Source organism: Kribbella sp. NPDC004138, from assembly GCF_053603655.1.
Genome location: NZ_JBSGFZ010000028.1, coordinates 1 through 24,919 on the forward strand (window position 1 = coordinate 1; position 24,919 = coordinate 24,919).

The 24,919-nt window shown below is 70.1% G+C and carries 23 protein-coding genes and 1 pseudogene; 9 read left to right on the forward strand and 15 right to left on the reverse strand.

Translation table 11 applies throughout. From position 1 onward, the window contains the following. The 5 genes and pseudogenes from ACWEOO_RS33225 to ACWEOO_RS33245 form a co-directional block, all read right to left on the reverse strand. A pseudogene (locus tag ACWEOO_RS33225) lies at positions 1-901 on the reverse strand (ribonuclease E/G); the annotation flags it as partial. Positions 902-1,057: 156 nt separating this feature from the next. Continuing rightward, the gene (locus tag ACWEOO_RS33230; protein WP_452146400.1) at positions 1,058-1,885 is read right to left on the reverse strand and encodes a TIGR03936 family radical SAM-associated protein; all 828 of its coding nucleotides are present in this window, start codon (positions 1,883-1,885) and stop codon (positions 1,058-1,060) included. Between the two features lie 34 nt (positions 1,886-1,919). Then, positions 1,920-2,429: a hypothetical protein gene (locus ACWEOO_RS33235; RefSeq protein WP_452146401.1), complete on the reverse strand. Its 510-nt coding sequence runs from the start codon at positions 2,427-2,429 to the stop codon at positions 1,920-1,922. Between the two features lie 289 nt (positions 2,430-2,718). Further along, positions 2,719-3,219, reverse strand: coding sequence for an anthrone oxygenase family protein (locus ACWEOO_RS33240; protein ID WP_452146402.1), 501 nt, complete (start codon positions 3,217-3,219; stop codon positions 2,719-2,721). Positions 3,220-3,320: 101 nt separating this feature from the next. After that, positions 3,321-5,558 carry a M64 family metallopeptidase gene (locus ACWEOO_RS33245; RefSeq protein WP_452146403.1) on the reverse strand — a complete coding sequence of 746 codons (2,238 nt, stop codon included), beginning with the start codon at positions 5,556-5,558 and terminating at the stop codon, positions 3,321-3,323. Between the two features lie 167 nt (positions 5,559-5,725). Between ACWEOO_RS33245 and ACWEOO_RS33250 the strand changes: the two genes are divergently transcribed. Both ACWEOO_RS33250 and ACWEOO_RS33255 read left to right on the forward strand, forming a co-directional pair. Beyond that, positions 5,726-6,523, forward strand: coding sequence for a lysophospholipid acyltransferase family protein (locus ACWEOO_RS33250; protein ID WP_359937830.1), 798 nt, complete (start codon positions 5,726-5,728; stop codon positions 6,521-6,523). A gap of 39 nt (positions 6,524-6,562) precedes the next feature. After that, the gene (locus ACWEOO_RS33255; protein WP_355689308.1) at positions 6,563-7,441 is read left to right on the forward strand and encodes a prephenate dehydratase; all 879 of its coding nucleotides are present in this window, start codon (positions 6,563-6,565) and stop codon (positions 7,439-7,441) included. A gap of 213 nt (positions 7,442-7,654) precedes the next feature. On the opposite strand, the gene ACWEOO_RS33260 is transcribed toward ACWEOO_RS33255, so the two are convergent. Further along, a complete protein-coding gene (locus ACWEOO_RS33260; RefSeq protein ID WP_452146404.1) occupies positions 7,655-8,074 on the reverse strand; it encodes an NUDIX domain-containing protein in 420 nt (139 codons plus the stop codon). A 176-nt stretch (positions 8,075-8,250) separates the two neighbouring features. On the opposite strand from ACWEOO_RS33260, the gene ACWEOO_RS33265 reads away from it, so the two are divergent. Further along, positions 8,251-9,231: a GNAT family N-acetyltransferase gene (locus ACWEOO_RS33265; RefSeq protein ID WP_452146405.1), complete on the forward strand. Its 981-nt coding sequence runs from the start codon at positions 8,251-8,253 to the stop codon at positions 9,229-9,231. Position 9,232: 1 nt separating this feature from the next. On the opposite strand, the gene ACWEOO_RS33270 is transcribed toward ACWEOO_RS33265, so the two are convergent. Next, positions 9,233-9,844 (reverse strand): DedA family protein, encoded by a 612-nt coding sequence (locus tag ACWEOO_RS33270; RefSeq protein WP_452146406.1) that lies wholly within the window; start codon positions 9,842-9,844, stop codon positions 9,233-9,235. 266 nt (positions 9,845-10,110) lie between these two features. Between ACWEOO_RS33270 and ACWEOO_RS33275 the strand changes: the two genes are divergently transcribed. The 5 genes from ACWEOO_RS33275 (at position 10,111) to ACWEOO_RS33295 (ending at position 15,743) form a co-directional block, all read left to right on the forward strand. Continuing rightward, complete coding sequence (locus ACWEOO_RS33275; protein ID WP_452146407.1) at positions 10,111-12,366, forward strand: M43 family zinc metalloprotease; 2,256 nt, start codon at positions 10,111-10,113, stop codon at positions 12,364-12,366. A 110-nt stretch (positions 12,367-12,476) separates the two neighbouring features. Beyond that, positions 12,477-12,650, forward strand: a complete 174-nt coding sequence (locus ACWEOO_RS33280) for a hypothetical protein (protein WP_452146408.1) — start codon at positions 12,477-12,479, stop codon at positions 12,648-12,650. Between the two features lie 24 nt (positions 12,651-12,674). After that, the gene (locus ACWEOO_RS33285) at positions 12,675-14,000 is read left to right on the forward strand and encodes a M20/M25/M40 family metallo-hydrolase (RefSeq protein WP_452146409.1); all 1,326 of its coding nucleotides are present in this window, start codon (positions 12,675-12,677) and stop codon (positions 13,998-14,000) included. 5 nt (positions 14,001-14,005) lie between these two features. Then, positions 14,006-15,319: an HAD-IA family hydrolase gene (locus ACWEOO_RS33290; protein WP_452146410.1), complete on the forward strand. Its 1,314-nt coding sequence runs from the start codon at positions 14,006-14,008 to the stop codon at positions 15,317-15,319. A gap of 46 nt (positions 15,320-15,365) precedes the next feature. Then, positions 15,366-15,743 (forward strand): hypothetical protein, encoded by a 378-nt coding sequence (locus ACWEOO_RS33295; protein ID WP_363712307.1) that lies wholly within the window; start codon positions 15,366-15,368, stop codon positions 15,741-15,743. Here ACWEOO_RS33295 and ACWEOO_RS33300 read toward each other — a convergent pair. The 4 genes from ACWEOO_RS33300 to ACWEOO_RS33315 form a co-directional block, all read right to left on the reverse strand. Then, positions 15,740-17,671 (reverse strand): TIGR03960 family B12-binding radical SAM protein, encoded by a 1,932-nt coding sequence (locus tag ACWEOO_RS33300; RefSeq protein ID WP_452146411.1) that lies wholly within the window; start codon positions 17,669-17,671, stop codon positions 15,740-15,742. The two genes, ACWEOO_RS33295 and ACWEOO_RS33300, sit on opposite strands and share 4 nt — an antisense overlap. 63 nt (positions 17,672-17,734) lie before the next feature. After that, a complete protein-coding gene (locus tag ACWEOO_RS33305; protein ID WP_452146412.1) occupies positions 17,735-19,567 on the reverse strand; it encodes a hypothetical protein in 1,833 nt (610 codons plus the stop codon). 55 nt (positions 19,568-19,622) lie between these two features. Continuing rightward, positions 19,623-20,366 (reverse strand): 3-oxoadipate enol-lactonase, encoded by a 744-nt coding sequence (gene pcaD / locus ACWEOO_RS33310; protein ID WP_452146413.1) that lies wholly within the window; start codon positions 20,364-20,366, stop codon positions 19,623-19,625. A gap of 353 nt (positions 20,367-20,719) precedes the next feature. After that, complete coding sequence (locus ACWEOO_RS33315) at positions 20,720-21,178, reverse strand: Lrp/AsnC family transcriptional regulator (protein ID WP_359937871.1); 459 nt, start codon at positions 21,176-21,178, stop codon at positions 20,720-20,722. A gap of 79 nt (positions 21,179-21,257) precedes the next feature. Here ACWEOO_RS33315 and ACWEOO_RS33320 point away from each other — a divergent pair, with 79 nt between their 5' ends. Next, positions 21,258-21,662, forward strand: coding sequence for a DUF2000 domain-containing protein (locus tag ACWEOO_RS33320; protein ID WP_452146414.1), 405 nt, complete (start codon positions 21,258-21,260; stop codon positions 21,660-21,662). Here ACWEOO_RS33320 and ACWEOO_RS33325 read toward each other — a convergent pair. From ACWEOO_RS33325 to rodA, 4 genes are all read right to left on the reverse strand, one after another. Further along, positions 21,645-22,526 (reverse strand): sigma-70 family RNA polymerase sigma factor, encoded by an 882-nt coding sequence (locus tag ACWEOO_RS33325; RefSeq protein ID WP_452146415.1) that lies wholly within the window; start codon positions 22,524-22,526, stop codon positions 21,645-21,647. The two genes, ACWEOO_RS33320 and ACWEOO_RS33325, sit on opposite strands and share 18 nt — an antisense overlap. Further along, the gene (locus ACWEOO_RS33330) at positions 22,475-22,906 is read right to left on the reverse strand and encodes a carboxymuconolactone decarboxylase family protein (RefSeq protein ID WP_359937880.1); all 432 of its coding nucleotides are present in this window, start codon (positions 22,904-22,906) and stop codon (positions 22,475-22,477) included. The genes ACWEOO_RS33325 and ACWEOO_RS33330 overlap by 52 nt, the downstream gene beginning before the upstream one ends. 67 nt (positions 22,907-22,973) lie before the next feature. Beyond that, positions 22,974-23,681 (reverse strand): hypothetical protein, encoded by a 708-nt coding sequence (locus tag ACWEOO_RS33335; RefSeq protein ID WP_452146416.1) that lies wholly within the window; start codon positions 23,679-23,681, stop codon positions 22,974-22,976. A gap of 70 nt (positions 23,682-23,751) precedes the next feature. Next, positions 23,752-24,918, reverse strand: a complete 1,167-nt coding sequence (gene rodA / locus ACWEOO_RS33340) for a rod shape-determining protein RodA (protein WP_452146417.1) — start codon at positions 24,916-24,918, stop codon at positions 23,752-23,754. Position 24,919: the final 1 nt, after the last annotated feature.

A 24,919-nucleotide genomic window follows, 5' to 3' on the forward strand; every position in this document is an offset into this window, starting at 1 on the left:
CGATCGGCATAAGCCTTCTCGAACTTCGGTACGACGACCTTGGCGAAGGCGATGGCCAAGAGGACCAGAAAGACGAAACCGAAGATGATCTCGGCCGCCGGGTGCTCGTCTCCTCGGCCGGAGCCTCGGCGGCCGCCTCAGCCGGGGCAGCGGTCGGCGCGTCGGCGCCGTCCTCGGCTGCGGCCCGGGCCCGGGTGTTGCGGCCCCGGCGGGTGCTGCGACCGCCGTCCGCGTCAGCGGCCGTCTCGCGAGGCGCCTCGACGGCAGTGGAGTCGACGGCGGGGTCGACGGCGGGGTCGACGGCTGCGGTCTTCGACGTACGGCGGCGGGAGGTGCGCTTGCGGGCCGGCGCCTCGTCCGCGGGCGCCGCAACCGCGCCGGCGGTGACGTCGGCGGTGGCGTCGGCGACGGGGCCGTCCGTGACCGGGGAGTCCTCGGCCGGAAGCGTGGCGGCCGCCTTCTTGGCGGTGCGCTTGCGGGTGGTCTTCTTCGCGACCGGCGCGTTCTCGACGACCGGGCCGGCGTCCGCGGTGGACGTCGCGGTCTCCTCGGCGAACTCCGGGAACGCGTCCTGGCCGGCCGCCTTCTTCGCGGGGCGCTTGGCGGCGGTCTTCTTGGCCGGGGCCTTCGCGGCGGCCTTCGTGGCCGTGGTCTTCTTCGCGGCGGCCTTCTTGGCGGCCGCCTTCTTCGCCGGCGCCGGGGCCGGGTCGGCCGCCTGGTCGTCGGACTGGGTCGGGACCGCCGTCACGTCGTCGGCGACGGTCTTCTTCGCCGCACGCTTGCGCGGCGTGCTGGTCTTCTTCGCGGCCGCGGCCTTCTTGGCGGTCCTGCGCGCAGAGGCGGCGGGCTGGTCGGGGGCAGCGGTTTCGGCTGCTTCGGTGGTCGGCTCGTTGTCGAGCATGTAGTGCGGGTCTCCTCAAGCCCTCCGGCGCATCCTGCGACCCCTGTCACGGGTCCGGGCGCGGCCACAAGGCGGTCACGGTTCGCCCCACCTGGCCCTCGGGTACTGCACGGGCCGCGGTACGGCGGAAGCCTGCTGGATCCGCTCCGCCCGCGCTCAGGGCACAGAGGGAGCGGCGGCGTCGCCCTCCGCTGTGTGCGTCTGGTGGGGACCTGCCTGGCCGGTCGCGGTCGCCTGGTTGGCGTCGCGGTCACGAGCGAGCGGGTCTTCCACCGTGCCGGTGTCCGTGGTGAGCGGGCCCTGGGCGAGCCTGGTCAAAAGAGCCGGGCCCGTCACCGGGAGCGTCGCTACCTCGAGCACGCCGGCGAGAACGTCGTCGGGTCTCACGGCCGGGGTTCCGTGCCGTAACACCACTTGCAGTATCGCACACGCCGCAACCGACCCCGGTTCACTCGCGACGGTGAGTCGGAGAACGGCAGCCCGACAGTCGAACGAGCGAAGCCCTCGTTTGGTCATGCGCTCGACCGGAATTTCCTCCCGGTCGAGGAACGCCTGCACCGCCGCCGCGGCCGCCTCCGGATCCGCCCCCGGCAACGCGATCCGCCACTCACTGGCCTCCAGCCGCTCCGCCAGCGCACCCGGCCCGGCGACGACCACTTCGACGACGTCCAGACCGGGCGGCAGCGCCTCGTCGAGCGCGGCCCGGACCTGCTCGGCGTCCCGCTCCTGTGTGAGCGAAATCTCCAGGTATTCCGCTTCCGAGGCGGCCCCGGTCGGCGCGGCGCCGGCGTACGAGATCTTCGGGTGCGGGCTGAAGCCGTGCGAGAAGGCCACCGGCAGCTCGGCCCGCCGGACGGCGCGCTCGAACGCCCGCTGGAAGTCGCGGTGTGAGGTGAATCGCAACCGCCCGCGCTTGGCGAACCTCACCCGCAGTTTCTGGACGGCGGGCAGCTGCTGCGACGGCGGAGCTTGAACTGGTGGCACGCCGACAGTGTGTCAAAGACCGGCCGCCTCGCGCTCATTCGGACGCGGTGTACCGCTCCTCCGGCTCGAAGGCGAACTCGGCGTCCAGGTCCAGCTCGACGTGCACGACCCCGCGGAGATCGTCGAAAACGACCACCTGGCTGCCGTCGGCGGGCACCCGGTCGGGCGAGGTCCGCATCCGCCCCGGCAGCACGCGGGTTCTGGCCGGCGACTCATACGCGATGACGACGTCGAGCTCGGGATTGCGCCCGAGCCAGACCCTGACGTCGCCGAGCGTCACGGTTCCGGGGAACCGGCGGCCGTCGCGCCGGAGCCGCTCGATGGTCTCCTGCCGCCGGCGTGCGTGGCGCAGCGCCGACGGCAGCCGGGTCACCACCGTGATCCACCAGGGGGCCGCCAGCACCGTGACGACGGCCGAGACGGCGATCGCCTCGGTGCCGAGGAGGCCGTCGAGCGTTCGGCGGAGCGTTCCGGAGGGGTCGGGCGCGAGCGCGGCACCGGCCCGCGCCGACCGCAAAGCCCGGCGAGCAGCGGGGCGGACCACACGAGCGACGCCACCCGACGCTGACCGAGCCGTTGCCGCGCCTGCTCGCCGAGGTCGAGCGTGACGAGGAGGAGCAGGTAGCCGGCGACGATCACGGCGAGGATGCGCCACACCAGCGACACATCGCCGGGCAGGCTGACCGCACAGGTATTTTCGGCGCCGACGTCGCGCCGCAGAGCCACGACGTACCCAGCAGGCTCACCGCGCCCCAGACGGCGACACACAAGGCGCTCGTGACCGCTGCCTCCCCAGTCGCCGGTTCGCGACGAACGCTACCGGCCAGACGACCTCAGGGCTGGACCGCGGACTTGCCGGTCAGATAGAGGGCCCAGCCGAGGATCCCGAACGAGACCAGCGCGAGCAGCGTTCGGACCAGGTTGAAGGTCACCCACTTCGCCTCGTCGAACGCCGCGCGGGCCGCGGCGACGTCGATCGTCGCCGGGTCCCCGGCCGCCTTGAGCGCGTCGTTCAGCGGGACGTTGACCGCGATCGTCAGGATCACCGAGACCAGGTACAGCACGAACGCGACCGCGATCCACGGCAGCGCCTTCTCCTTGAGGCTGAACAGCCCCGCGAGCAGCGTGAAGAGCAGGGCGCCGACGAAGCCGAGGCCCAGGAACAACGGGTTCACGATCGCCCGGTCGACCGCCTGGAACGCGCTGACGAAGGTCCTGTCGTCGGTCTTCGCCAGGCCCGGCATGAACGCGTTCGCGTAGATCGCGTACACGCCGGCCACCAGCCCCGTCGTCATCGTCGCCAGCATCAACGAGGCCACCCGCAGTCCGTTCATCTCTCTCCTCCAGTACGGCGGGAACTCCCCGCACCAGAAAAGTTAGAGGCGCTGCCTCGCCGCGAACATGTCGGCGAGGCTCACGTGCATGTCCGGCTCGCTCAGAGCTTCGCGCACTGCCCTGAGCGCGGCCCGGACACCTGGTTCGGCGCCTCCAGGTTGGTCGGTGTGGGAGCGTTTCCGGAGCAGATCAGCGGGCCGTCGACGGTGTTCCCGGCGAGCGTGGCCGGGTCGGTCGTGCGGCTGTTCGTGACGGAGAGCGGCCCCTGGACCGTGCTGCCGACCGCGACCAGGCTGCGGCTGACGCCGTTCGCACTGACCGGCCCGGTGATCATGGAGCGCAGCAGGTGCAGATCGGCGGCCTGATCGGCCCGGACCGGGCCGTTGAGGCGCGAGTCGGTCGCCACCAGAGACGCGCCGGCGGCGACGAGGATCGGGCCGTTCACGGTCGCGCCGGTCAAGCAGGTGACGCCTGTGTGCACGTACAGCGCGCCGTCGTGCGTCCCGGTGACGGTCGTCGTGCAGGCCGGTGCCGGGCGCAGCAGCGTGACGGCGAACGAACGCGGGTCGCCGATGTTGCCGGTGGCATCGATGGCGCGGTACTCGACCCGATGGCGCCCGTATCCAGGCGGCACGTCGTCCCACGGCACGACCCGCGGTACGCCGAGCTTGCCGTACACGAGCTGGTCGATCGTCGTCCCCTCGGCGGTGAACCGGAACGGCGCGGACGCGTCGGTCGGCCAGCCGTAGTAGTTGTACCAACCGTCGCCGTCGACGCGGAACTCCGGGACGACGTACCCCGCGCTGTCGTCGCGCGCCGCCAGCCCCATCGTGAACGCGTCGTTGTAGATGTACTCGGGTCCGCTCGGTTTCTGCACTGTGAGCAGGGGTTTCGACATCGTTGGTGTGACCACCGGTTGGATGCCGTCGACGTCCCAGGTGCGTGTCTCGGTGCCGGCTGTCGCGGTCAGCGTGTGCCGGCCGGTCAGCGCCAGCGGCGCCAGGTCGAGGTCGCGGTCATTACCCGGATTGTCGACAATCCGACCGTCGACCTTCCACGTGATCGCACCGGCAGACTGCGCGGTCTCGGCGTACACGACCTCGTCGGCGCTCGCCGGGTGCTCGGTCGAGGTCGAGGTGGTGAACGTCGGCGTCGTGGGCTGCGGTGCGGTGGCAGCCGGGTCGATTGTCCACAATCGGACTGCGGTCGGGCGGACGGCGGGATCGCGGATGAACTCGGTCGGGTCGACGATCGTCGCCGACAGCGTGTGCGTGCTGGGCGCGAGGTCGAGCGCCGACAGGTCCACACTCCGCGCGTTCGCCGTCGGCAGCGCCGTCCCGTCGAGCGTCCAGGTGACGTCGAGCTCGTGGTCGACCGGATGCAGCGTCTCCAGCCAGACGGTCTGGTCAGGAGCGACGCGGCCGGTCGGGGTGCTGTCCTGGAACAGATTCGCCTTCGCGGAGAGGCGCTGCGTCATCCGCTCCCGCGACGGCTGGTCGAAGTAGTACCCGAGGGCCTTCATCATCGAGTGCGCGCTGGGCCGCCAGACGCCCGAACCGGCGTACATCCCGCCTTCGTACCGGCCGATCGTCCCGCCGGACTCGGACGGCTCCCCCAGCCAGCGGTACCACTTCTTCTGCTGCGCCAGCATCTGCTGCTCGGTCAGCAACGTGTGGTGGATCGAGGACGGCTCAGGACCCTGGTACGGCGCTCCGCGCTCGCCGCGGGCGTAGTAGTCGTACTCGTCCTGCAGCCCGCCGAGCGAGTGGCCGAGCTCATGCGGCGTGATCAGGGCGGAGAGCGCGTTGCCGCCGGACGCGGTGGCGTACGTCCCGCCCGCACCGCCGTACGTGTCGCTGTTGCCGATAGCAAGAATCTGCCGGTTGGCGCTGGTGGTGCCGGGGACCAGGTCGGCGTACTGGGTCGCGGCCGCCTGGCTGACCGTCAGCAGCCGCTGCACGCTGCCCGGGTTGCAGCCGCCCCAGAACCCCATCTGCAACGGGGTGTCGCGCTTCGGGTCGGTCAGGCCCGGATCGCAGTCGACGCCGGACTCGGGCGAGGCGATCTCGACGGCGTACACGTTGACGTAGTTGCGGTACGACTTGAACGGCTCGATGCTCCAGAGGATGTTCAAGTGCTTGTCCAGCTGCTCCCGGAACTTCGGCAGCTCGGCCGCGGTGTAGCCGTCGCCCATCACCACCAGGTTGAACCGTGACGCGGCGGGGCCGGTGACCTGGATCGCCACGACGGTCGCGTCCGGCGCGGCCGCCCCCGCGGGCAGCGCCGCCAGGACGCCGGCGAGCAGCGCGAGGACCGCGGTCAGGAGCTTGATGCGCATGGTTCTCTCCCCCACCTGGGCGACGGTGCCGTCAGCAGCTTACGAAGCTCCGGCCGGGCGTGTGAGGAGTTCCCGCGTTGCGACGGTACGAGCCAAGCTGGCGATCGTGCGGCATCATGAGGGTCGGGGAAGCGTGAGGCTGCGTCCTCTCAGATGAAGGGAATTCGATGACGGAACCGGCACAGTCGCCGCGGCGGGAGCCGGACCCTGCGGTCGTGGATGCCGGTGACGGCGACGGCAAGGGCATCTACTGGGTGCTGAAGAACGTGATCGTCGGACCGCCGGTGAAGCGGATCTTCCGGCCGAACGTGGTCGGCGCCGAGAACGTCCCGGAGACCGGGCCCGCGATCATCGCCAGCAACCACCTCTCGTACTCCGACTGGATCTTCATGCCGCTGGTACTGCGCCGGCGCGTCACGTTCGTCGCGAAGTCCGACTACTTCACCGGCGCCGGGATCAAGGGCCGGTTCCAGCGCGGGTTCTTCAAGGGCACCGGCCAGGTGCCGATCGACCGGTCCGGCGGGTCGGCCTCCGAGGGCGCGATGCGGGCCGGGATGAAGGTGCTCGAGCGCGGCGAGCTGTTCGGGATCTACCCGGAGGGCACGCGCTCGCACGACGGCCGGCTGTACAAGGGCCGGACCGGGGTTGCGCGGCTGGCGCTGGAGGCCAAGGTGCCGGTGATCCCGTGCGGCGTGATCGGCACCGACGTGGTCGCCCCGCCCGGGAAGGTCGTCGCGTCGTTCGCCTCGCCGACGGTGAAGTTCGGCGAGCCGCTGGACTTCTCGCGGTACGAGGGCATGGAGGGCGACCGGCTGATCCTGCGCGCGGTCACCGACGAGATCATGTACAAGATCATGGAGCTGTCCGGCCAGGAGTACATCGACATGTACGCCACCAAGGCCAAGGCCCTCGAGGGCCGCGCGGTCACCGGGGCGCCGGAGAAGGTCCGCAAGACGGACACCTGATCCGGTTGGTGAGATCGGGTGGGTCTACCCTGGGAGATCGTGGACGGACCGATCGCTTACCAGGGTGAGCCAGGCGCCAACTCGGCGATGGCGTGCACCGACATGTTCCCGGACCGCGAGCAGCTGCCCTGTACGACGTTCGAGGACGCGCTCGAGGCGGTCAGCAGCGGCCGGGCCGGGCTGGCGATGATCCCGGTGGACAACTCGATCGCGGGCCGGGTCGCGGACATCCACCACCTGCTGCCGGAGTCCGGGCTGCACATCGTCGGCGAGTACTTCCTGCCGATCCACTTCCAGCTGCTCGGCGTCCCGGGCACGTCGCTCGACCGGATCCGGACCGTGCGCAGCCACGTGCACGCGCTCGGGCAGTGCCGCAAGATCATCCGCGAGCACGGCTGGTCGACGGTCGTCGCCGACGACACGGCCGGCGCGGCGCGCGAGGTGTCCGAGCTCGGCGACCCGACCGTCGCGTCGCTGTCACCGCGGGCCGCGGCCGGGCTGTACGGGCTCGAGACGCTGGCCTCGGACGTCGAGGACGAGCACCACAACACGACCCGCTTCCTGGTCCTGTCCCGCGAGCCCGACGTACCGCCGGTGGACTCCGGCCCGGTGATCACGTCGTTCGTGTACCGCGTGCGGAACGTGTCGGCGGCGCTCTACAAGGCGCTCGGCGGATTCGCGACCAACGGCGTCAACATGACCAAGCTGGAGTCGTACCAGCTCGGCGGCATGTTCTTCGCCACCCAGTTCTACGCCGACATCGAAGGCCACCCCGAGGACCCCAACGTCGCCCTCGCCCTCGAGGAACTCGCCTTCTTCTCCGTCGAGGTCCGCATCCTCGGCGTCTACCCCGCCAACGAGTTCCGCGCCCAAATAGCCGAACCCGCCGCCAACCGAGCCCTCCGCCCCCACCACTAGCCTTGCCCGTCGTCCTGGTCTCCACCGACCCGCTCGGCCGGCATCCCGGGCGGCAGTGGACCGAACCCGGGCGAGAGGTCCCGGCACATGTCGTCGAGCACTACCAGTCGCTGACCGGCGAGCAGTTGGTGGACGTTTTGCTCGAGCTGCCACCCAACTGTCGTCCCTCCGGTGAAGACAGCTCCAGGGAGCTGTGAACAAGCTATTACCTGTTCACAGACCCCGGCAGATGTTCCCGACGACTGCGCGTACGGCGGCGCTCAGGCGCGTCCTGTCGTCGGTGTGGAGGTCGAACCACTCGTGGCCGGCGGTGTCCGGGGAGGTGACCGCTGCGGGTGGTGAGGGGAGGGTGAGGTCCATGACCACGCCGTGGTGGTGGAAGTCGATCGGCGTGCCGGTGGACGACTGCCGGACGTGAATCGCGAAGGGCCGGAAGTCACCGATGGTGCTGACGGTCAGGCCGAGTTCTTCCTGGAGTTCGCGTTCAAGGGTTTGTGGCCAGGTTTCGCCGGGTTCGGGGCGACCGCCGGGGAGGTCCAGGAGACCGGTGTACGGCCCGCGGATCTTCTGAACCAACAGGAGCCGGCCGGCGTCGCGGATCCGTGCGTACACCCCGAAGTGGTGCTGCGGCATCCGGGGATGCTAGTTCGGGTGTGCAGCTCGACAGGAGGTGTCGGTCCGTCGGGTAGTGCACCTGAGCGTGAATTGGAGCGCGCGTACGGTGTCTCGGCGGTGCACTACCTGTCCGCCGTGCACGCCGCAGGTGTAATTGGGGAGCGGGGCGTGGGGTGGGTGCATAAGGTCGGCGGGTGGAGATCATCAGGGTTGACGGATCGGATGCGGACGTGTTCCGGCGGTTTTATGCGGTGAAGTTCGGGGTGCGGCGGGAGGAGTTGGAGTTTCCGGCCGGGATGGGGGTGGAGGAGGCTCGGGTGGTGATGGCTCGGGAGCATGCCGAGGTGCGGGCGGACGGGCTGGGGCTGGTGGACGGGGACGCGTGGCTCGGGATCGCGTGGCTCGACTGGTGGCTGGTGGGGAACACGGACACCGTCGACGTTGAACTGGCCGTCGCGCCGGAGTACCGGCGGCGCGGGGTCGCGACGAGACTGCTCGACGCCGCGATCGACCGCGCGAAGGCCGAGGGCCGGAGCATCGTCTCGGGGACGAACATGGCCGGCGATCCGGTGACCGGTGAGAGCCCGGGTACGGCGTTCGCCGCGGCGCGCGGGTTCGTGAAGAAGCATGCCGAGCTGCATCAGGTGGCCGAGCTGCCGCTGGCCGGTCTCCCGGAGCATCCGGTCGACGGGTACGAGATCGTCCAGTGGCGGGAGCACGCGCCGGACGACTGGATGCCGCAGTTCGTCGAGCTGCTCAGCGGGATGAGCGAGGACGTACCGACCGGCGACCGCACGACCGCGGCGGTGCGGTGGACGCCCGAGCTGGTCCGCGACACCGAAGAGCGGCGGCTCGCCCAGGGCCGGTTCACCTACACCACGGCCGTCGTCCACACCGCCTCGGGCGAGCTCGCGGCGTACACCCAGATGGGCGGTACGCCGGAAACGCCCGAGCGCCTCAACCAGTACGACACCTACGTACGCCGTAGCCACCGCGGCAAGGGCCTCGGCATCGCGGTGAAGGCCCCGAACCTCCGCGCCCTGCAAGCCGGCGTCCCGCTCCCCGCCGTACTCCACACCTGGAATGCCCCGGAGAACGCGCCGATGATCGCCGTCAACACCAAGCTCGGCTTCCGTCCGGTGGCCCAGCGCACGATGTGGGAACGCGCGATCTGACCTACCGCACCCGTTCGGCCCGGTGCCGGCGGACCCGCCAGGCAACGATCGCGGCCAGGACGACGCCGGCCACGACCAGGGCCGCGACGCGGCCGAACGTCTTCTCCACGCGGGTGTACGAGTTGCCGGCAAGATACCCGAGCAGCACCACAGCCGTGCCCCACACGATCCCGCCGGCCGCGTTGAACGCGAGGAACTTCAGGTACCGCATCCCGGACATCCCGGCCAAGGCGGGCATCGTCGCGCGCAGGAACGCCACGAACCGCCCGAGGAACACCGCCGCACCGCCCCGCTCCGCGAGCTGCTTCCGCGCTGCCTCGAGTCGTCCCGCCCGTCGCTGCAGCACGCGGTGCGTGAGCAGGCGCGGCCCGAAGTACCGCCCGACCTCGTAGCCGACGGTGTCGCCGAGGATCGCCGCACCGACGACGACCACCAGGATCACCGGCAGTGAGGTGTGCCCGAGCGCGGCCGTCACCCCGCCGAGCACCGCCGCGGTCTCCCCCGGCAGCACGAACCCGACGAACAACGCGTCCTCGGCGAAGACCAGCAAGCCGACCATCCCGTACACGGCGATGCCGTGCAGACCCAGCAACCAGTCGGTCAAACTCTTCACCCTGCCAGGGTCCCACCTCCCACCAGGCCGCTGCTGAAATTCTCCAACCGCCACAAGGGGTTCCGGCGAAGTTGACTGCCGGGTGTACGAAGCCTTGTGCGCGGTCGGTGATCGGCGGATCGTAAATCGCAGAGCAGGGCGTTTGGGGGCCGACTGTTCGGTGGGGGAAGACGGCAGGACCGTCTTCGATCGAGGGCGCGCTGGGGGTGATCGCTTCGGTTCGGCGTACGCCGGCCTGCTCGGGTGCCCCCGCGGAAGGGGGAAAGATGCCGAGGAAGGCCAACGGGCGAGCGGACAAGCACCGCGACGAGCACCGGATGCCGGGCGAGTCACCGGCGACCGAGCCGGACGTGCAGACCGCGAACGGACAGCCCGCGGCGGACGGCATGCCGACGGCCGGGATGAACAGCCCGGCCGCATCGAGCGGTACGGCGAACATGACCAGCAGCGGATCGCCCGCGGCCGGCATGGGCGGTGGCGGGTCGCCGGCCGCGAACATGAGCGGCGGCCAGGCCGGTGGTGCCGGTATGAGCGGCGCGACCGACGGCGGGCGGACCGAGTACCCGACCCGTCGCGAGTGCGGTGTGATGGACGTGCACCGGCGGCTGCTGTCGACCTCGCCCGGGTACGCCGCGGCGCGGTCGGCGCTCGAGACCGCGACGATGGCGTACGTCGCCGGCGAGGAGCGCTTCAGTGGGATCGCGCGCATCCCGGTCGTCGTGCACGTCGTCTGGAACACCAACGCGCAGAACATCTCGCAGGCCCAGATCGACAGCCAGATCGACGTGCTGAACCGCGACTACCGCGCCACCAACCCGGACATCAGCATCGTGCCGGGTGTCTTCAGCGGTCTGATCACGGACTCGAGGATCGAGTTCTACCTGGCCACCGAGGACCCGAACGGGAACCCGACGACCGGCATCACCCGGACCCAGACCACCAGCACGAGCTTCGGCACCGACGACAAGGTGAAGTCGTCGGCGACCGGCGGCATCGACCCCTGGGACACGGCGCACTACCTGAACATCTGGGTGTGCCAGCTCGGCGGCGGCCTGCTCGGGTACGCGCAGTTCCCGGGCGGACCGGCGAACACCGACGGCGTCGTGATCCTGCACAGCGGGTTCGGCACGAACGGTACGGCGGCGGCGCCGTTCGACCTCGGGCGCACTGCCACCCACGAGGTCGGGCACTACCTGAACCTGTTCCACATCTGGGGTGACGACGGCAGCGGCTGCAGCGGCAGCGACGAGTGCGCCGACACCCCGAACGCGGCCGGCCCGAACTTCGGCGTACCGACGTTCCCGCACGTGACGTGCAGCAACGGGCCGAACGGCGACCTGTTCTACGACTACATGGACTACACCGACGACCGCGGCATGGTCATGTTCACGGCCGACCAGGTGACCCGAATGCAGGCCTGCCTGGACACCGTCCGCAAGGACCTGCCGGACTTCGGCGGCGGCGCCGCCGGGACGCCGGAACCGGCCGGATCGGTGGTGGCCTGGGGCGCGAACCGGCTGGACGCGTTCGTGCTCGGCACCGACCTGGCGATGTATCACAAGTGGTGGGACGGATCGGCCTGGGGACCGTCCGTCGCGGGTTACGAGTACCAGGGTGGGATCTGCATGAGCGCTCCTGAAGTCGCGTCCTGGGGGCCGAACCGGCTGGACGCGTTCGTCCTCGGCACCGATCACGCGCTGTACCACAAGTGGTGGGACGGCTCGTCCTGGAACGGCTACGAGTACCTCGGCGGCGTCTGTACGAGCCCGCCGCGGCTGGCGACCTGGGGCCCGAACCGGCTCGACGCGTTCGTCCTCGGCACCGACCGGGCGCTGTACCACAAGTGGTGGGACGGCTCGTCCTGGAACGGCTACGAGTACCTCGGCGGGATCTGCATGAGCCCGCCCGAAGTCGTTGCCTGGGGCGAGAACCGGCTGGACGCGTTCGTGCTCGGCACCGACAACGCGGTCTACCACAAGTGGTGGGACGGCTCGTCCTGGAACGGGTACGAGTACCTCGGCGGGGTCTGCGCCTCGCCGCCGCGGGTGGTGGCCTGGGGCGAGAACCGGCTCGACCTGTTCGTGATCGGCACCGACTCGGCGCTGTACCACAAGTGGTGGGACGGCTCGTCCTGGTCGGGCTACGAGTACATGGGCGGTGTGTGTACGTCGGCGCCGACCGTCGTCTCGTGGGGCTCCGACCGGCTGGACGTGTTCGTCCTCGGCACCGACTCCGCGCTGTACCACAAGTGGTGGGACGGCTCCGCGTGGGGACCGTCCGTCACCGGGTACGAGTACATGGGCGGGATCTGCACCGACGAGCCGCGCGTGGTCTCGTGGGACGCGAACCGGCTGGACGTGTTCGTCACCGGCACCGACAAGCAGCTTTACCACAAGTGGTGGGACGGCTCGGCCTGGGGACCGTCGGTCACCGGGTACGAGGCGCTCGGCGGCGTGATCAGCGACTTCAAGGTCACGATCCCCGAGACACCCGCCGCGATCGGACAGGAAGTGAAGATCTGACCGCCTCGCCGATCGGGCACTGGACGCATTCCGCCGAGGAGGACCACGACGGGATCAGCGTCTACCGCCGCGACGACTTCGCCTTCCCGCCGGCCCGCGGCCGGCGGGGGGTGGAGTTCCGCGCCGACGGCAGCTTCGTGGAGTACCTGATCGGTCGCGGAGACGCCCCCGAACCCGGGCCGACAGGACGCTGGGCGGCCGACGGCCGCCTGACCGCCGGCTCCGGCACCCCCGCCCACTTCACCACCACAGCCGACCGCCTCGACATCACCTGGCAGCACTGAAGTCCCGGGGCGGGGAGGAGTGACATGACCGCTGCACCTGTGCGTTATCTCGTTGTACCGACCGCGGATGCCGCCGGAGGGGCGCGGGCGGCGCGGTTCGGGGACAAGACCCTGCTCTGGGTGCCCGCGGACCAGCGCCTCGGGCGCGCCTCCCGCACCGCGCCCGGCCTGCTGCTCGTCACGCAGATGGGCCGGAGCTTCCAGAACGACTACCCGGACGTCGCCCCCGTGCTCGATCACGGCCGGCATCTGGTGATCTCGGCCGCCGACAAGCCGCGCCGACGGTCCAACAACTGCTGGCGGATCGAGCCCCTCCGCGCCGGCACCACGGTCGTCGATGTCCCTCCGGTCGTCGCCGCGCGCGCGGATCCGTTCGTCGCGGACCTGGTCGCCGACGTGTCCACAGCGTCGTACCAGAACGACCTGACCTGGCTCGCGAACCTGCCGACCAGGCACTCGCTGAGCGCCGGATTCGCGCAGGCGATGGACTTCGCCGCCGACCGGATGGTTGCCCTCGGCTACCAGACGGGCCGGACGCCGATCACGGTCGGCGCCGGGCAGTCGGCGAACCTGGTCGGCGACCGGGCGGGCGTCGGCGCCAACCGCGGACTCGTGATCGTCACCGCGCACCTGGACTCGATCAACCTCGCCGGCGGCTCGGCCGCGGCGGCGCCGGGAGCCGACGACAACGGGAGCGGTTCGGCCGGTGTGCTCGAACTCGGCCGGCTGCTGGCGGGCAGCCCCTGGCAGCACGACCTCCGGCTGATCCTGTTCGGCGGCGAGGAGGAGGGCCTGTTCGGCAGCAAGCAGTACGTCGCGGCGCTGCCGCCGGCCGAGCGGACCCGGGTCCGCGCGGTCCTGAACATGGACATGATCGGCACCCGGAACACCGCGACACCGACCGTCCTGCTCGAGGGCGCGGCGGTGTCGTCCGCACAGATCGGCGCGCTGGCGACCGCCGCCGCGACGTACACCGGCCTGCACGTCGAGACCTCGCTGAACCCGTTCGCGAGCGACCACGTCCCGTTCATCACCGCGGGGATACCCGCCGTGCTGACGATCGAGGGCGGCGACAGCGCGAACGGCCACATCCACTCCGCGAACGACACGCTCGCCTTCGTCGACTGGGCGTTCGCCGCCGAGATCCTGCGGATGAACATCGCCGCGCTGGCCGGCTGGCTGGAGCCCGCGGCCGCTCGCCGGCGTCCGCAACCGGCGGGTTCGGTGGTCGCCTGGGGTCCCGGCCGGCTCGACGTCTTCGCGGTCGGCACGGATTCCGCGTTGACCCACAAGGCGTTCGACGGAAGCTGGCACGACTTCGAGTCCTTGGGAGGCGTTGTCCTAAGCTGACACGCATGTGGAGCCCGAATGCGCGTGACGTCGGCGGACTTCCGACCCGGTACGGCGTACCGACGCGCTCGCGGGCGCTGGTGCGGACCGATGCGCTCGGCACCGTGCACGACGACCTCGTCGCTCTCGACGCGGGACTCGTCCTCGATCTGCGGTCCGACTGGGAGCTGAAGCAACCACATCCGCTCGACGGCACACCGGCGTACCGGCGGATCCCCTGGATCGACCCGGACGCCGAGCGGCTGCGGGATCCGGAGGCGGAGCCGCGGCTGCTCGACGTCTACCGCAACAGCCTGACGCGGAACGCCGCCCACGTCGGCCGGATCTTCGCCGCGATCGCGGACGCGCCCGCGGACCGGCCGGTCGTGGTGCACTGCAAGGCGGGCAAGGACCGGACCGGTCTGACCGTCGCGGTGCTGCTCGAGCTGGCCGGCGTGCCGCGCGCCGAGATCGCCGCCGACTACGCGATCAGCGAGGTCCACCTCGGCACGCAGGACGGGCCCGAATTCTCGCGGACCCGCCCGGAGACGATCATCGGATCGCTCGAGCATCTCGACGAGCTCGGCGGCGCGCGCGCGTACCTGTCCTGGCTGGGGCTGAGCGCGGCCCAGATCCATCGGCTGGCGACCCGGCTGGTGCCGGTCGACGTACCGGCGATCGTCTTCGACTTCGACGGCCTGCTGATGGACACCGAGACGACGATGGTCGAGAGCTGGCAGGCCGAGTGGGCCCACCACGGCCTGGAGCTCGACCTGACCGGCTTCTGGCCCGGCCACGGCGGCGACATCACCGAGGAGCGGTACGCCGTCCTCGCCGCGGCCGTCGGCGCCGGCTTCGACCGCACGGCGAGCCACGCCCGCCGCGTCGCGCACCGGAACCGGTTGCACGCCGAGCTCGACTTCCGGGCCGGGATCCGGGACTGGATCGCGACCGCGCGGGAACTGGGCCTCCAGGTCGCGATCGCCAGCAGCTCACCGCGTACGTGGGTGCTGCCGCACCTGGAGCGGGTGGGCGCGGTCGACCTGTTCGACCACATCGTCACCGGCGACGAGGTGGCCGCGCACAAGCCCGACCCGGCGATCTACGAGCTGGCCCTGCGGCGGCTCGACGTACCGTGGGCGGTCGCGGTGGAGGACACGGCGCACGGCGTCGCGGCGGCGCAGTCGGCCGGGATGTACGCGGTCGCCGTCCCCAATCCGTACGTGCAGGCCGCCGCGGTGGCGGCCGCCGACCTCGTTCTGGGCAGCGCTGACGATCTTTTGCTCACCGAACTGCTGCTGCACGCCACGCCGAAGGGCTCGACGGCTGTAACTGAGTGACCTAATCTGCTGACACTCTGTAGGTTTCCAACTGAAGGGTGCTCAGATGCGGAAACTCGTTGGTGCGGTCGCGGCCGCTGCTGCTGCCGTCGCCGGTCTTGCCGTGGCGACGCCGGCCCAGGCCTCGACCTCGGGCACGCAGGCGTGCGATCTGGTGACAGCCAAGTCGGTCGGGTACTCGGCGTTGATGCTGTACGTCGCCGTCGGTCTCGAGGGGTGTTCGAACAGCGTGACCGAGGTCCGGGTCGAGCTGCAGAAGGGCTCGAGCGCGTCCGGCCCGTTCACCACCGTCGCGGAGACGTACGCCTACTCCGGCGGCGGCGCCTGGTTCGACGAAGGCACCGGCTGCGGGTACTACGTCGGCGTCGCGCACTGGCAGGACCAGACCGAGACGACGCCGACCCCGGCGTACTACTGCAACTAGACGACTGAAAGTGGGAGGAGCTTCTTCCCGGTCGGGCCGATCTGGATCTCCGTGCCCATCTGTGGACACACTCCACAATCGAAGCACGGGGTCCAGCGGCAGTCCTCGACCTCGATCGCGCCGTCCTCCTCCAGCGAGTCCTGCCAGTCCTCCCAGAGCCAGTCGCGGTCCAGCCCGGAGTCCAGGTGGTCCCAGGGCAGCACTTCGGCGTACTCACGCTCGCGCGTCGTGTACCAGGCGAGGTCGACCGGCTCGCCGGCGAGGGCCTTCTCGGTGCACTCGACCCAGCGGTCGTACGAGAAGTGCTCGCTCCAGCCGTCGAACCGGCCGCCGTCGCGCCAGACCGCCTCGATCACGCGGCCGACGCGGCGGTCACCGCGCGACAGCAGGCCCTCGATGATGCCGGGCTTGCCGTCGTGGTACCGGAAACCGATCGCCTTCGCGTACTGCTTCTCCGAGCGGATCGCGGCGCCGAGCTTCGCCAGCCGCGCGTCAGTCTCCTCGGGGCCGAGCTGCGCCGCCCACTGGAACGGCGTGTGCGGCTTCGGCACGAACCCGCCGATCGACACCGTGCAGCGGATGTCGCGCCGGCCGGAGGCCTCCCGCCCGGTCGCGATCACCTTCTTCGCCAGGTCGGCGATCGCCAGCACGTCCTCGTCGGTCTCGGTCGGCAGCCCGCACATGAAGTACAGCTTCACCTGCCGCCAGCCGTGGCTGTACGCCGCCGCGACGGTGCGGATCAGGTCCTCCTCGGTGACCATCTTGTTGATCACCTTGCGCATCCGGTCCGACCCGCCCTCGGGCGCGAACGTCAGGCCGCTGCGCCGGCCGTTGCGGGAGAACTCGTTGGCCAGCGTGATGTTGAACGCGTCGACCCTTGTCGACGGCAACGACAGCGAGACGTTGCTGCCCTCGTACCGGTCGCCGAGGCCCTTCGCGACGTCGGCGATCTCGCTGTGGTCGGCGCTCGACAGGCTGAGCAGGCCGACTTCCTCGAACCCGGACTGCTTCAGCCCGTTCTCGACCATGTCGCCGATCGTGGTGATGCTCCGCTCACGCACCGGCCGGGTGATCATGCCCGCCTGGCAGAACCGGCAGCCGCGGGTGCAGCCGCGGAAGATCTCCACCGAGTACCGCTCGTGGACGGTCTCGGCGAGCGGGACCAGCGGCTTCTTCGGGTACGGCCACGCGTCCAGGTCCATGACCGTGTGCTTCGCGGTCCGGAACGGTACGCCGGCGCGATTCGGCGTGACGCGCTGGATCCGGCCGTCGGCGAGGTAGTCGACGCTGAAGAACTTCGGGATGTACACACCGCCGGATTTCGCCAGCCGGAGCAGGACCTCGTCGCGACCGCCCGGGCGGCCCTCGTCCTTCCACTCCCGGATCACCTCGGAGATCGCGAGCACGATCTCCTCGCCGTCACCGAGCACCGCGGCGTCGAGGAAGTCCGCGATCGGCTCCGGGTTGAACGCGGCGTGCCCGCCGGCCAGCACGATCGGGTCCTCGTCGGTCCGGTCGGCGGCGTGCAGCGGGATGCCGGCCAGGTCGAGCGCGGTCAGCATGTTCGTGTAGCCGAGCTCGGTCGAGAACGACAGCCCGAACACGTCGAACGCCCGCACCGGCCGGTGGCTGTCCAGCGTGAACTGCGGGATCGCGTTGTCCCGCATCACCTTCTCCATGTCCGGCCAGACGGAGTACGTCCGCTCGGCCAGGATGTGGTCCCGCTCGTTCAGCACCTCGTACAGGATCTGCACGCCCTGGTTCGGCAGCGCGACCTCGTAGGCGTCCGGGTACATCAGCGCCCACCGGACACTGACCGCGTCCCACTCCTTGCTGACCGAGTTCAGCTCACCACCGACGTACTGGATCGGCTTCTGCACACTCGGCAGCAACGCCTCCAGGCGCGGGAACAGGGATTCCACAGTCATAGACAACTTCCAGTCAGCGATTCGGAGCGCCTACCAGCCTAACCGCGGTCCGCCGTCAGACCATCATCGCTCCGGCCACGGGGGCAACACCGGCGCCAGTACGTCGACCATCGCCGCACGGCGCTCCCACGTGCAGTCCACCGGTTGCGCACCGCACTGAACCTGTAACAGCGAGCCGATCTGACGAAAATCGGTGAAGATCCCCGACGCTTCCAGAGCGGCCCGGCCTCCGAGCAACTCCAGGTGCCCGGGCCCCAGTAACACCCGCCACGCAGGCCCACGAACACTGCTCCGTGGATCCCGCTGCTCGCCGACCGGCACACCGGCGAACGACTCGTAGCGCGACGAACCGTCGCCCAGGTACAAGATCCGGGCTGCGTCGACCCAACCTCCGGCGACCGGCAATGAGGCCACCGCTCGACCGACCAGATCGTCGACGAAGGGTCCGCGGACCAGTCCGCGCATCGGGTCGGAGATCTTCACGGTCAGATGGGCGGGCAGGCTGTACAGGCGTTCATCCGCGGCGAACTGCGCCCCGATCGACAGGTCGCCCCACGGCTGGACATCCCGCACACTTCCGTAGCCGTCCGCAACTGCCGCTCCCAGCGAGACCGAGGTCAGCTCCCCGGCTCGAAGCCGCTTCACCACGCGATGCCACGAGGGGTCGTCACCGCCTGCGCTGCCGTAGCGGCCGCGAACCGATCTGTAGCTCACGCCCAGCGTCAAACCGAACCCCGGGACCTCGCCGTCGCCGCGGTGGACGGTCCCTCCGGCCTGCTCGAATTTCTCGGCCAACGTCGTGTACAGCAACGTGCGACCGTAGTCGAGCCAGTCGGCGACGGTATCGGCGCGGTCCAGCAGCCGTTCACCCATCGCGAGCTCGATGCCGACGTGTACCGGATCCGCGATCGAGTGCCGCCACCACTCGTTCTTGCTGGTGTCCGGATACCGCCCGGGGGCCTCGACTCCGTCGGGATAGTCCAGCGGGACTTCGACGTTCAGCAGTAGTCGATCCTCGTCGGCCGGTCGACCTTGTGTCCCCACATGCGCAAGCGCCCAGGCCGCTGCCGCAAGCATGCTGCCGGCGTGCTCGGGCGGTACCTCCTGCCAGCCACCGCTTACTCCGTACAGCCCCGAAGCCCACTCACGGTCGGAGTCGCCGGCAACACCACCCACCGAGATCGGTGGATCGAACGCGATGTAGGCGGAGCCGTTCAGCGTGACGATCGACGGCGGTTCGCCGAAGCTGTGCAGGAAGTTCCTGGCCACCAACCCCCGCCAACCGGGCGAAGTGTGGTCGATGGCGGCAGCCAGAACTCCCGCCATGGTCTCCCCGGCCGGTCGGGGCGGTTCCGCTTCGGCGGGCCCGGCCTCGTCGAAGGGCCTGCCGTACGCATCGACCACCGGATCCAGATCTTGGTATTCGACCGGGCTGTCGCCGGACACGATGCCCAGGCTCTCCAGCAGTTCGCCGACGCCCTCTTCGGCGAAGGTGTGTCCGCGTTGCAGGATGTCGGTCAACACCTCGCGGTCCGTCGTGAGCCGGGCGCCGGCCGCCCATTCCGCGATCGCGCGCGAGGCTTCCTCGGCCCGATCCGGCAGGCTTTCCTCGAGTTCGAGATGGTCGACCGGCCGCTCCTCGAACGCAGCAAGGGTGGCCTCGCCGTACACCCATCGCCAACTGACCTTTCCGGCGGTCAGGCCGCGGATGTCGGCGACATCGCTGTCGAAGATGTGCGCCACGACGGTGTGTCCCGGGCCGGGATCCCACGCAGCGCCCTGCGCGAGCGGCAGTTCCCACCAGACCCAGCCCGGCACGGTCTTGCTGTGTCGCGCGTACGCCGCCGGTGGATCCTCCCGCTCACGTCCGATCAGGTACGTCGCCCAACGCCCCACCCTTGGCCTCCCTCGCCGATGTGCGTCGGAGCGTAGCGGCCGCCTCGGACAGTGCTCAGCCGAGGTGGGCGAGCAGGAGGGGGTTGATGACGTCGGGGTGGGAGTAGGTGACCAGGTGGGCGGCGTTCTCGATGACTTCGAGGTGGGCGCCGGGGATCTGGCCGGCCAGCGGGACGACGGTTTCCGGCGGGACGGAGGTGTCGGAGTCGGTGGTGATCAGGAGGACGGGGGCGGTGATGGTGCCCAGGCCGGGGATGAGGTTGAGGGTGCTCAGCGCCTCGCAGCAGGCGGCGTACCCCTCAGCGGGGCAGGCCAGGAGCATCTGGCGGATCGGGTCGGTGTCGGTGAACTCCGGGAGGAACCACCGGCCGAGAGTCGCGTCGACGATGGCTTGGGTGCCCTCGGCGCGTACTTGCGCGGCCCTGTCGGTCCACGGCTGCGGGTTCTCGGCCAGGTTGGACGGTGGGCAGAGCAGCGCGAAGCGATGGAACCGCTCCGGGGCGTTCTGCGCGAGCCATAGGCCCACCGCGCCGCCGAGCGAGATCCCGACGTACGACGCCTGCTGGACCTCGAGCGTGTCCAGCAGCTCGACGACATCGCCGCCCAAGTCGTCGATCGTGTACGGCCCCTCCGGTACGTCGGAGCCGCCGTGACCGCGATGGTCGAACGCGATCACCCGGAACCGCTGCGCCAGTACGTCGACCTGCGGTGCCCACATCGCCTGGCTCGCCCCGAGCGACGACCCGAGCAGTACGACGGGCGCATCGGCCGAACCGGTCTCCACGTAATTGAGTCGCATACCCACCACCCTACGAAACCCCATCCCCCGCCACACCCACCGTGATGCGCCGCCCGACCCCGACGGGTTGATGAGGAGACAAGCGACGGGAACGCGAGACAGCTTCGGCTCTTGTGCGGCAACTCGAGACCTGAACCGGTAGCCAGAGCCCTGCTATTTCAGGTCCCCGGTCACCGCTGCGGGTCTCCGCAGACCACAACCCTTGTAGCTGACGCACAGCGGACGTCGGTCACGGCAGGATCGGGCCGCGGAGAGCCGGGTTGATGGGGAGACAAGCTACGGGGGCGCGAGACAGGCTATTTCCTGTTCCCACACCCCGCGGGCTGTCGTCGGGCCCGCCCGGCCGCACGCGGTCAGTGGTCTGGTAGGGGCATGATCGTCGTACGGCGGTGGTGTTCGAAGACCACCGAGCTGCGGATGTCGGCGATCTCCTGGCGTTTGGCGAGCGCCAGGACCAGGTCGCGGAGCGCCTCGGTGTCCTTGACGGCGACGTGGGCGAGGAAGTCGGCGCCGCCGGAGACCATGAACATGTCCAGCGTCTGCGGCAGGTCCATCACGTACGCCTGGAACGCCGTCGCCACCGCCATCGCCTGCGGCCGGAGCTTGATCGAGATGATCGCCTGGGTGGACCGGTCGATCGCCTTCAGGTCGACGGCCGCGTGATACCCGCTGATCACGCCGCGGTCGCGCAGCCCGCGGATCCGCTCCAGACAGGTCGACGGCGCGATCTTCAGCTCGGCCGCCATGTCGCGGTTCGTACGGCGGGCGTCGTTCTGCAGCATCCGCAGCAGCGCCGTATCAAGTTCGTCCATGCCGCCCAGTTTCGCAGATCCACCGAACGATGTTCGGGATCAGCGGCGAATCACCGCCCAACGGGCTACGGTTCTCGCCGTGCTGACGAACAAGATGGTCGTGATCATCGCGACCGAGGCTCCCATCGGCGTCGCCCTCAACACCGCCGCCCTGCTCGGCGTCGGCCTGGGCAGCCATCACGACGACACCGTCGGCCCCGACACCGCCGACGCTTCCGGAACGCCGCACACCGGCATGTGCGCCCACCCGATCCCAATCCTCCGCGGGGACGACCTGCAGGCCCTCCGCGCGCAGGCGGCCGCCCGCCCGGACGTGACCGTCCACGACATGCACCAGGTCGCCCAGCGGGCGCGCACCTACGAACAGATGTCCAGCACGCTCGCCGGCACGAAGCCCGAGGACATCCAGTACCTGGGCCTCGCGCTCTACGGCCCGCGCCAGTCGATCGACTCGCTCACGGGTGCTCTACCGCTCTACCGCTGACAGCTTCTCCGGGTTGGCCTGGAGGTGGATCGCGGTGATCCCGGAGCCGTCTGTGTGCACGGTGAGGACGTGGGGCTCGCCGCGGACCAGGACCTTCAAGGCAGGCCCGGTGGCCAGGTCCACCGCGGTGACGGCGAAGCCGGGGCGGGTGTAGATGTGCGCGAAGAAGTGCGCGACCCTCTCACGGCCGATGACTGGCCTGCGGGCGGCGCGGAGGCGCCCGCCGGAGTCGGTCCAGGACGTGACAGAGTCCTTGAGCATCGACTCCAGACGTGCCAGATCGCCCTCGCGGGCGGCGGCCACGAAGTCCAGGAGCAGGCGGCGTTGCTCGGCCGCCGACGGGCGGAACCGCGGCCGGTCGTCGTCCAGAGCCTGCCGGGCCCGGCGGTGCAGCTGGCGGCAGTCCTCCGGCGTACGGTCGAGGATCTCGGCGATCTCGTCGTACGGGAGGGTGAACGCGGTCCGCAGCACATAGACGGCGCGTTGCGGAGGAGTGAGGCGCTCCATCAGGTGCAGGAGCGCCAGCGACACGTCATCCAGCTCGAGGGTGTCGGCCGGCACCGGCTCGGGGAGCCACTCGCCGATGTAGCTCTCGCGGCGCGCCTGCCGGGTTCGCAGTACGTCGACCGACAGCCGCGTCACCACTCGGGTCAGGTAGCGGCGCGGCTCAGCCACGTCGGTACGGTCCGCGGCCGACCAGCGAACGTACGCGTCCTGCAGCACGTCCTCCGCGTCGTGCCAGCTCCCCAGCATCCGGTACGCGAGCCCGGCGAGCATCCCGCGCGCCGACGCGAACTCGGTCAGCGTGCTCGTCAGCCCGTGACCTCCGGCAGCTTCCGGGTCGCGATCATCAGGCGGTTCCACAGGTTGATCATGCCAATCGCCAGCAGCACGTGCGCGGTGCCCTCTTCGCCGAACTGCGCGACCGCGGCGTCCCACACGTCATCGGGCACGCCGCCGCGCCCGAGCAGGGTGACCGCGTCCGTCAGGGCCAGGGCAGCCCGCTCGCGCTCGTCGTAGAAGGGCGACTCGGTCCACGCGGCCAGCCCGAACAGTCGCTGCGTGGTCTCGCCGTCCTTGAGAGCGTCGGTGGTGTGCATGTCCACGCAGAACGAGCACTCGTTGACCATCGACGCACGCACCTTGATCAGGTGCAGCAGCGTATGGTCGACCTGACTCTGGGCATAGCTCTCCACACCGAACACGGCCCGGAAGGCGGCCGGGGCGATCCTGCTGAAATCCATCCGTTGTTCCATGCCAACACGACGGTCCGCCCCACGGCCGGCGTGACGACGAGGGTTGTGACGCCGGTCACGCCGGCTCGAGCACGTGGCGCGCCTTCGTGACCGCTGCCTCGGTGGCCGCGTCGAGTTCGGTGCCCTGGCCGGCGAGAACGCCGACCGACACGATCACGTCGTCGACGCCGGTCACGACTGCGGCGTACTCGAGTCCGCGCTTCGGGCCGCTGGTGCCGGTGAGCCGGAACGCGAACGGCTTCGATCCGTACTCCGGGGCGGTGATCGCCTCGACCTTCATCGACGTGCTGCCGGCGCCGTCGGTCTTGAGCGTCACCTTCGGGCACGACTCGACCGCTTCGGCGTACGAGTCGCGCAGCTCGGCGACCTTCTCGGCGGTGCTCATCGAGTCGAGGCCGAAGTCGATGTAGGGGCCTTCCTGACCGCCGGTGAACGTCCGCGCCACGCTGGCCTTGGACCCCGGCGCCTTGGTGGCGTTCAGGTACTTCACGAGCGTCTTGCAGCGGCTGCTCGGCGAGGAGAACGGCTTGGCGTCCTCGTCGGGCTCTTCCTTGTCCTCGGTGAAGCCGCCCGGCAGGTCGGCCAGCTCCAGCAGCGCCTTGGTGAGCTCGGCGGTCGTCCGGGCGACGGGCGCGGCCGGTGCCGAGGCCGTCGGGCTCGGCGTCGGAGTGGCAGCCGGCGGCGCGGCGCTCTGCTTGTCGTCACCTCCGCCGCAGGCGGACAGCGACAGCGCGAGAACGGCGAGCATCACAAACCTCGTCATGGGGCGGACCTTCCGAGCTCCGGGCGGGGGCCGAGCAGGGAGCAGCGTACCTGACCTGTCAGTCGGCGGGTCAGTAGCGGTGCGAGCGGAGGTGGATGTTCTGCAGCAGGCCGATCGCGAGCAGGCAGGCGAACATCGACGAACCGCCGTACGACACGAACGGCAGCGGCAGGCCGGTGACCGGCATGATGCCGAGTGTCATCCCGATGTTCTCGAACGCCTGGAACGCGAACCAGCAGACGATCCCGGTCGCCACCAGCCGCCCGAACACATCCCGCGCGTTCACCGCGATCCGCAACCCGCGGAACAGGATGATCGCGAACAGCACGATGATCGCGCCGGCGCCGATCAGGCCGAGCTCCTCGCCGGCGACCGTGAACACGAAGTCGGTGTGCTGCTCCGGGACGAACGCGTTCTGCGTCTGGCCGCCGTGGAACAGGCCCTGCCCGAACACGCCGCCGTTGCCGATCGCGATCCGCGCCTGGTTCACGTTGTACCCGATGCCCTGCGGGTCCGACGACGGGTGCATGAACGCGGTGAAGCGGTCGATCTGGTAGGTCTTCAGCACCTGCAGCTTGATCGCGATCGCCGCGACCAGCACGCCCGCGGTGAGCAGCCCCAGCATCCAGCGTTTCGGGACGCCGGAGACCGCGATGATCCCGAACACGATCGACCCGAGCACCATCACCGTGCCGAGGTCCGGCTGCAGCATCACCAGCACCACCGGCACGGCGGCGACCGCGACCGCCTGCGCGACGTCGAGGGTGCGGGCGTCCTCATGACGGTCGGTCTCGCTCTTCTCCGCGATCAGCAGCGCCATGCCGACGATCACCGCGAGCTTGGCGAACTCGCTCGGCTGGATCGACATGAACGGCAGCTGGATCCACGACCGGGATCCGTTGATCGTCGAGCCGACGCCGGGCACCAGCACCAGGATCAGGCCGATCACCGAGGCGACGTACAGCAGCGGGGCGAGGATCCGGACCCGGCGGTGGTCGGTGATCGCGGCGCCGACCGCGAGCACCAGGCCGATCGCGAAGTTCAGCGCGTGCCGGACCAGGAACGCGTTCGGGTTGCCCTCTGTCAGCGACGTCCGGTTGTGGGTCGCTGACCAGATCAGCATCGCGCCGAGGAACGACAGCGCAACCACGCTGAGGACCAGGACCCAGTCGACGTGCCAGACCGTCGACCGGCGGTCCATCCGCGGCCGGGTCCGGATCGGAGTCAGCAGTGCCATC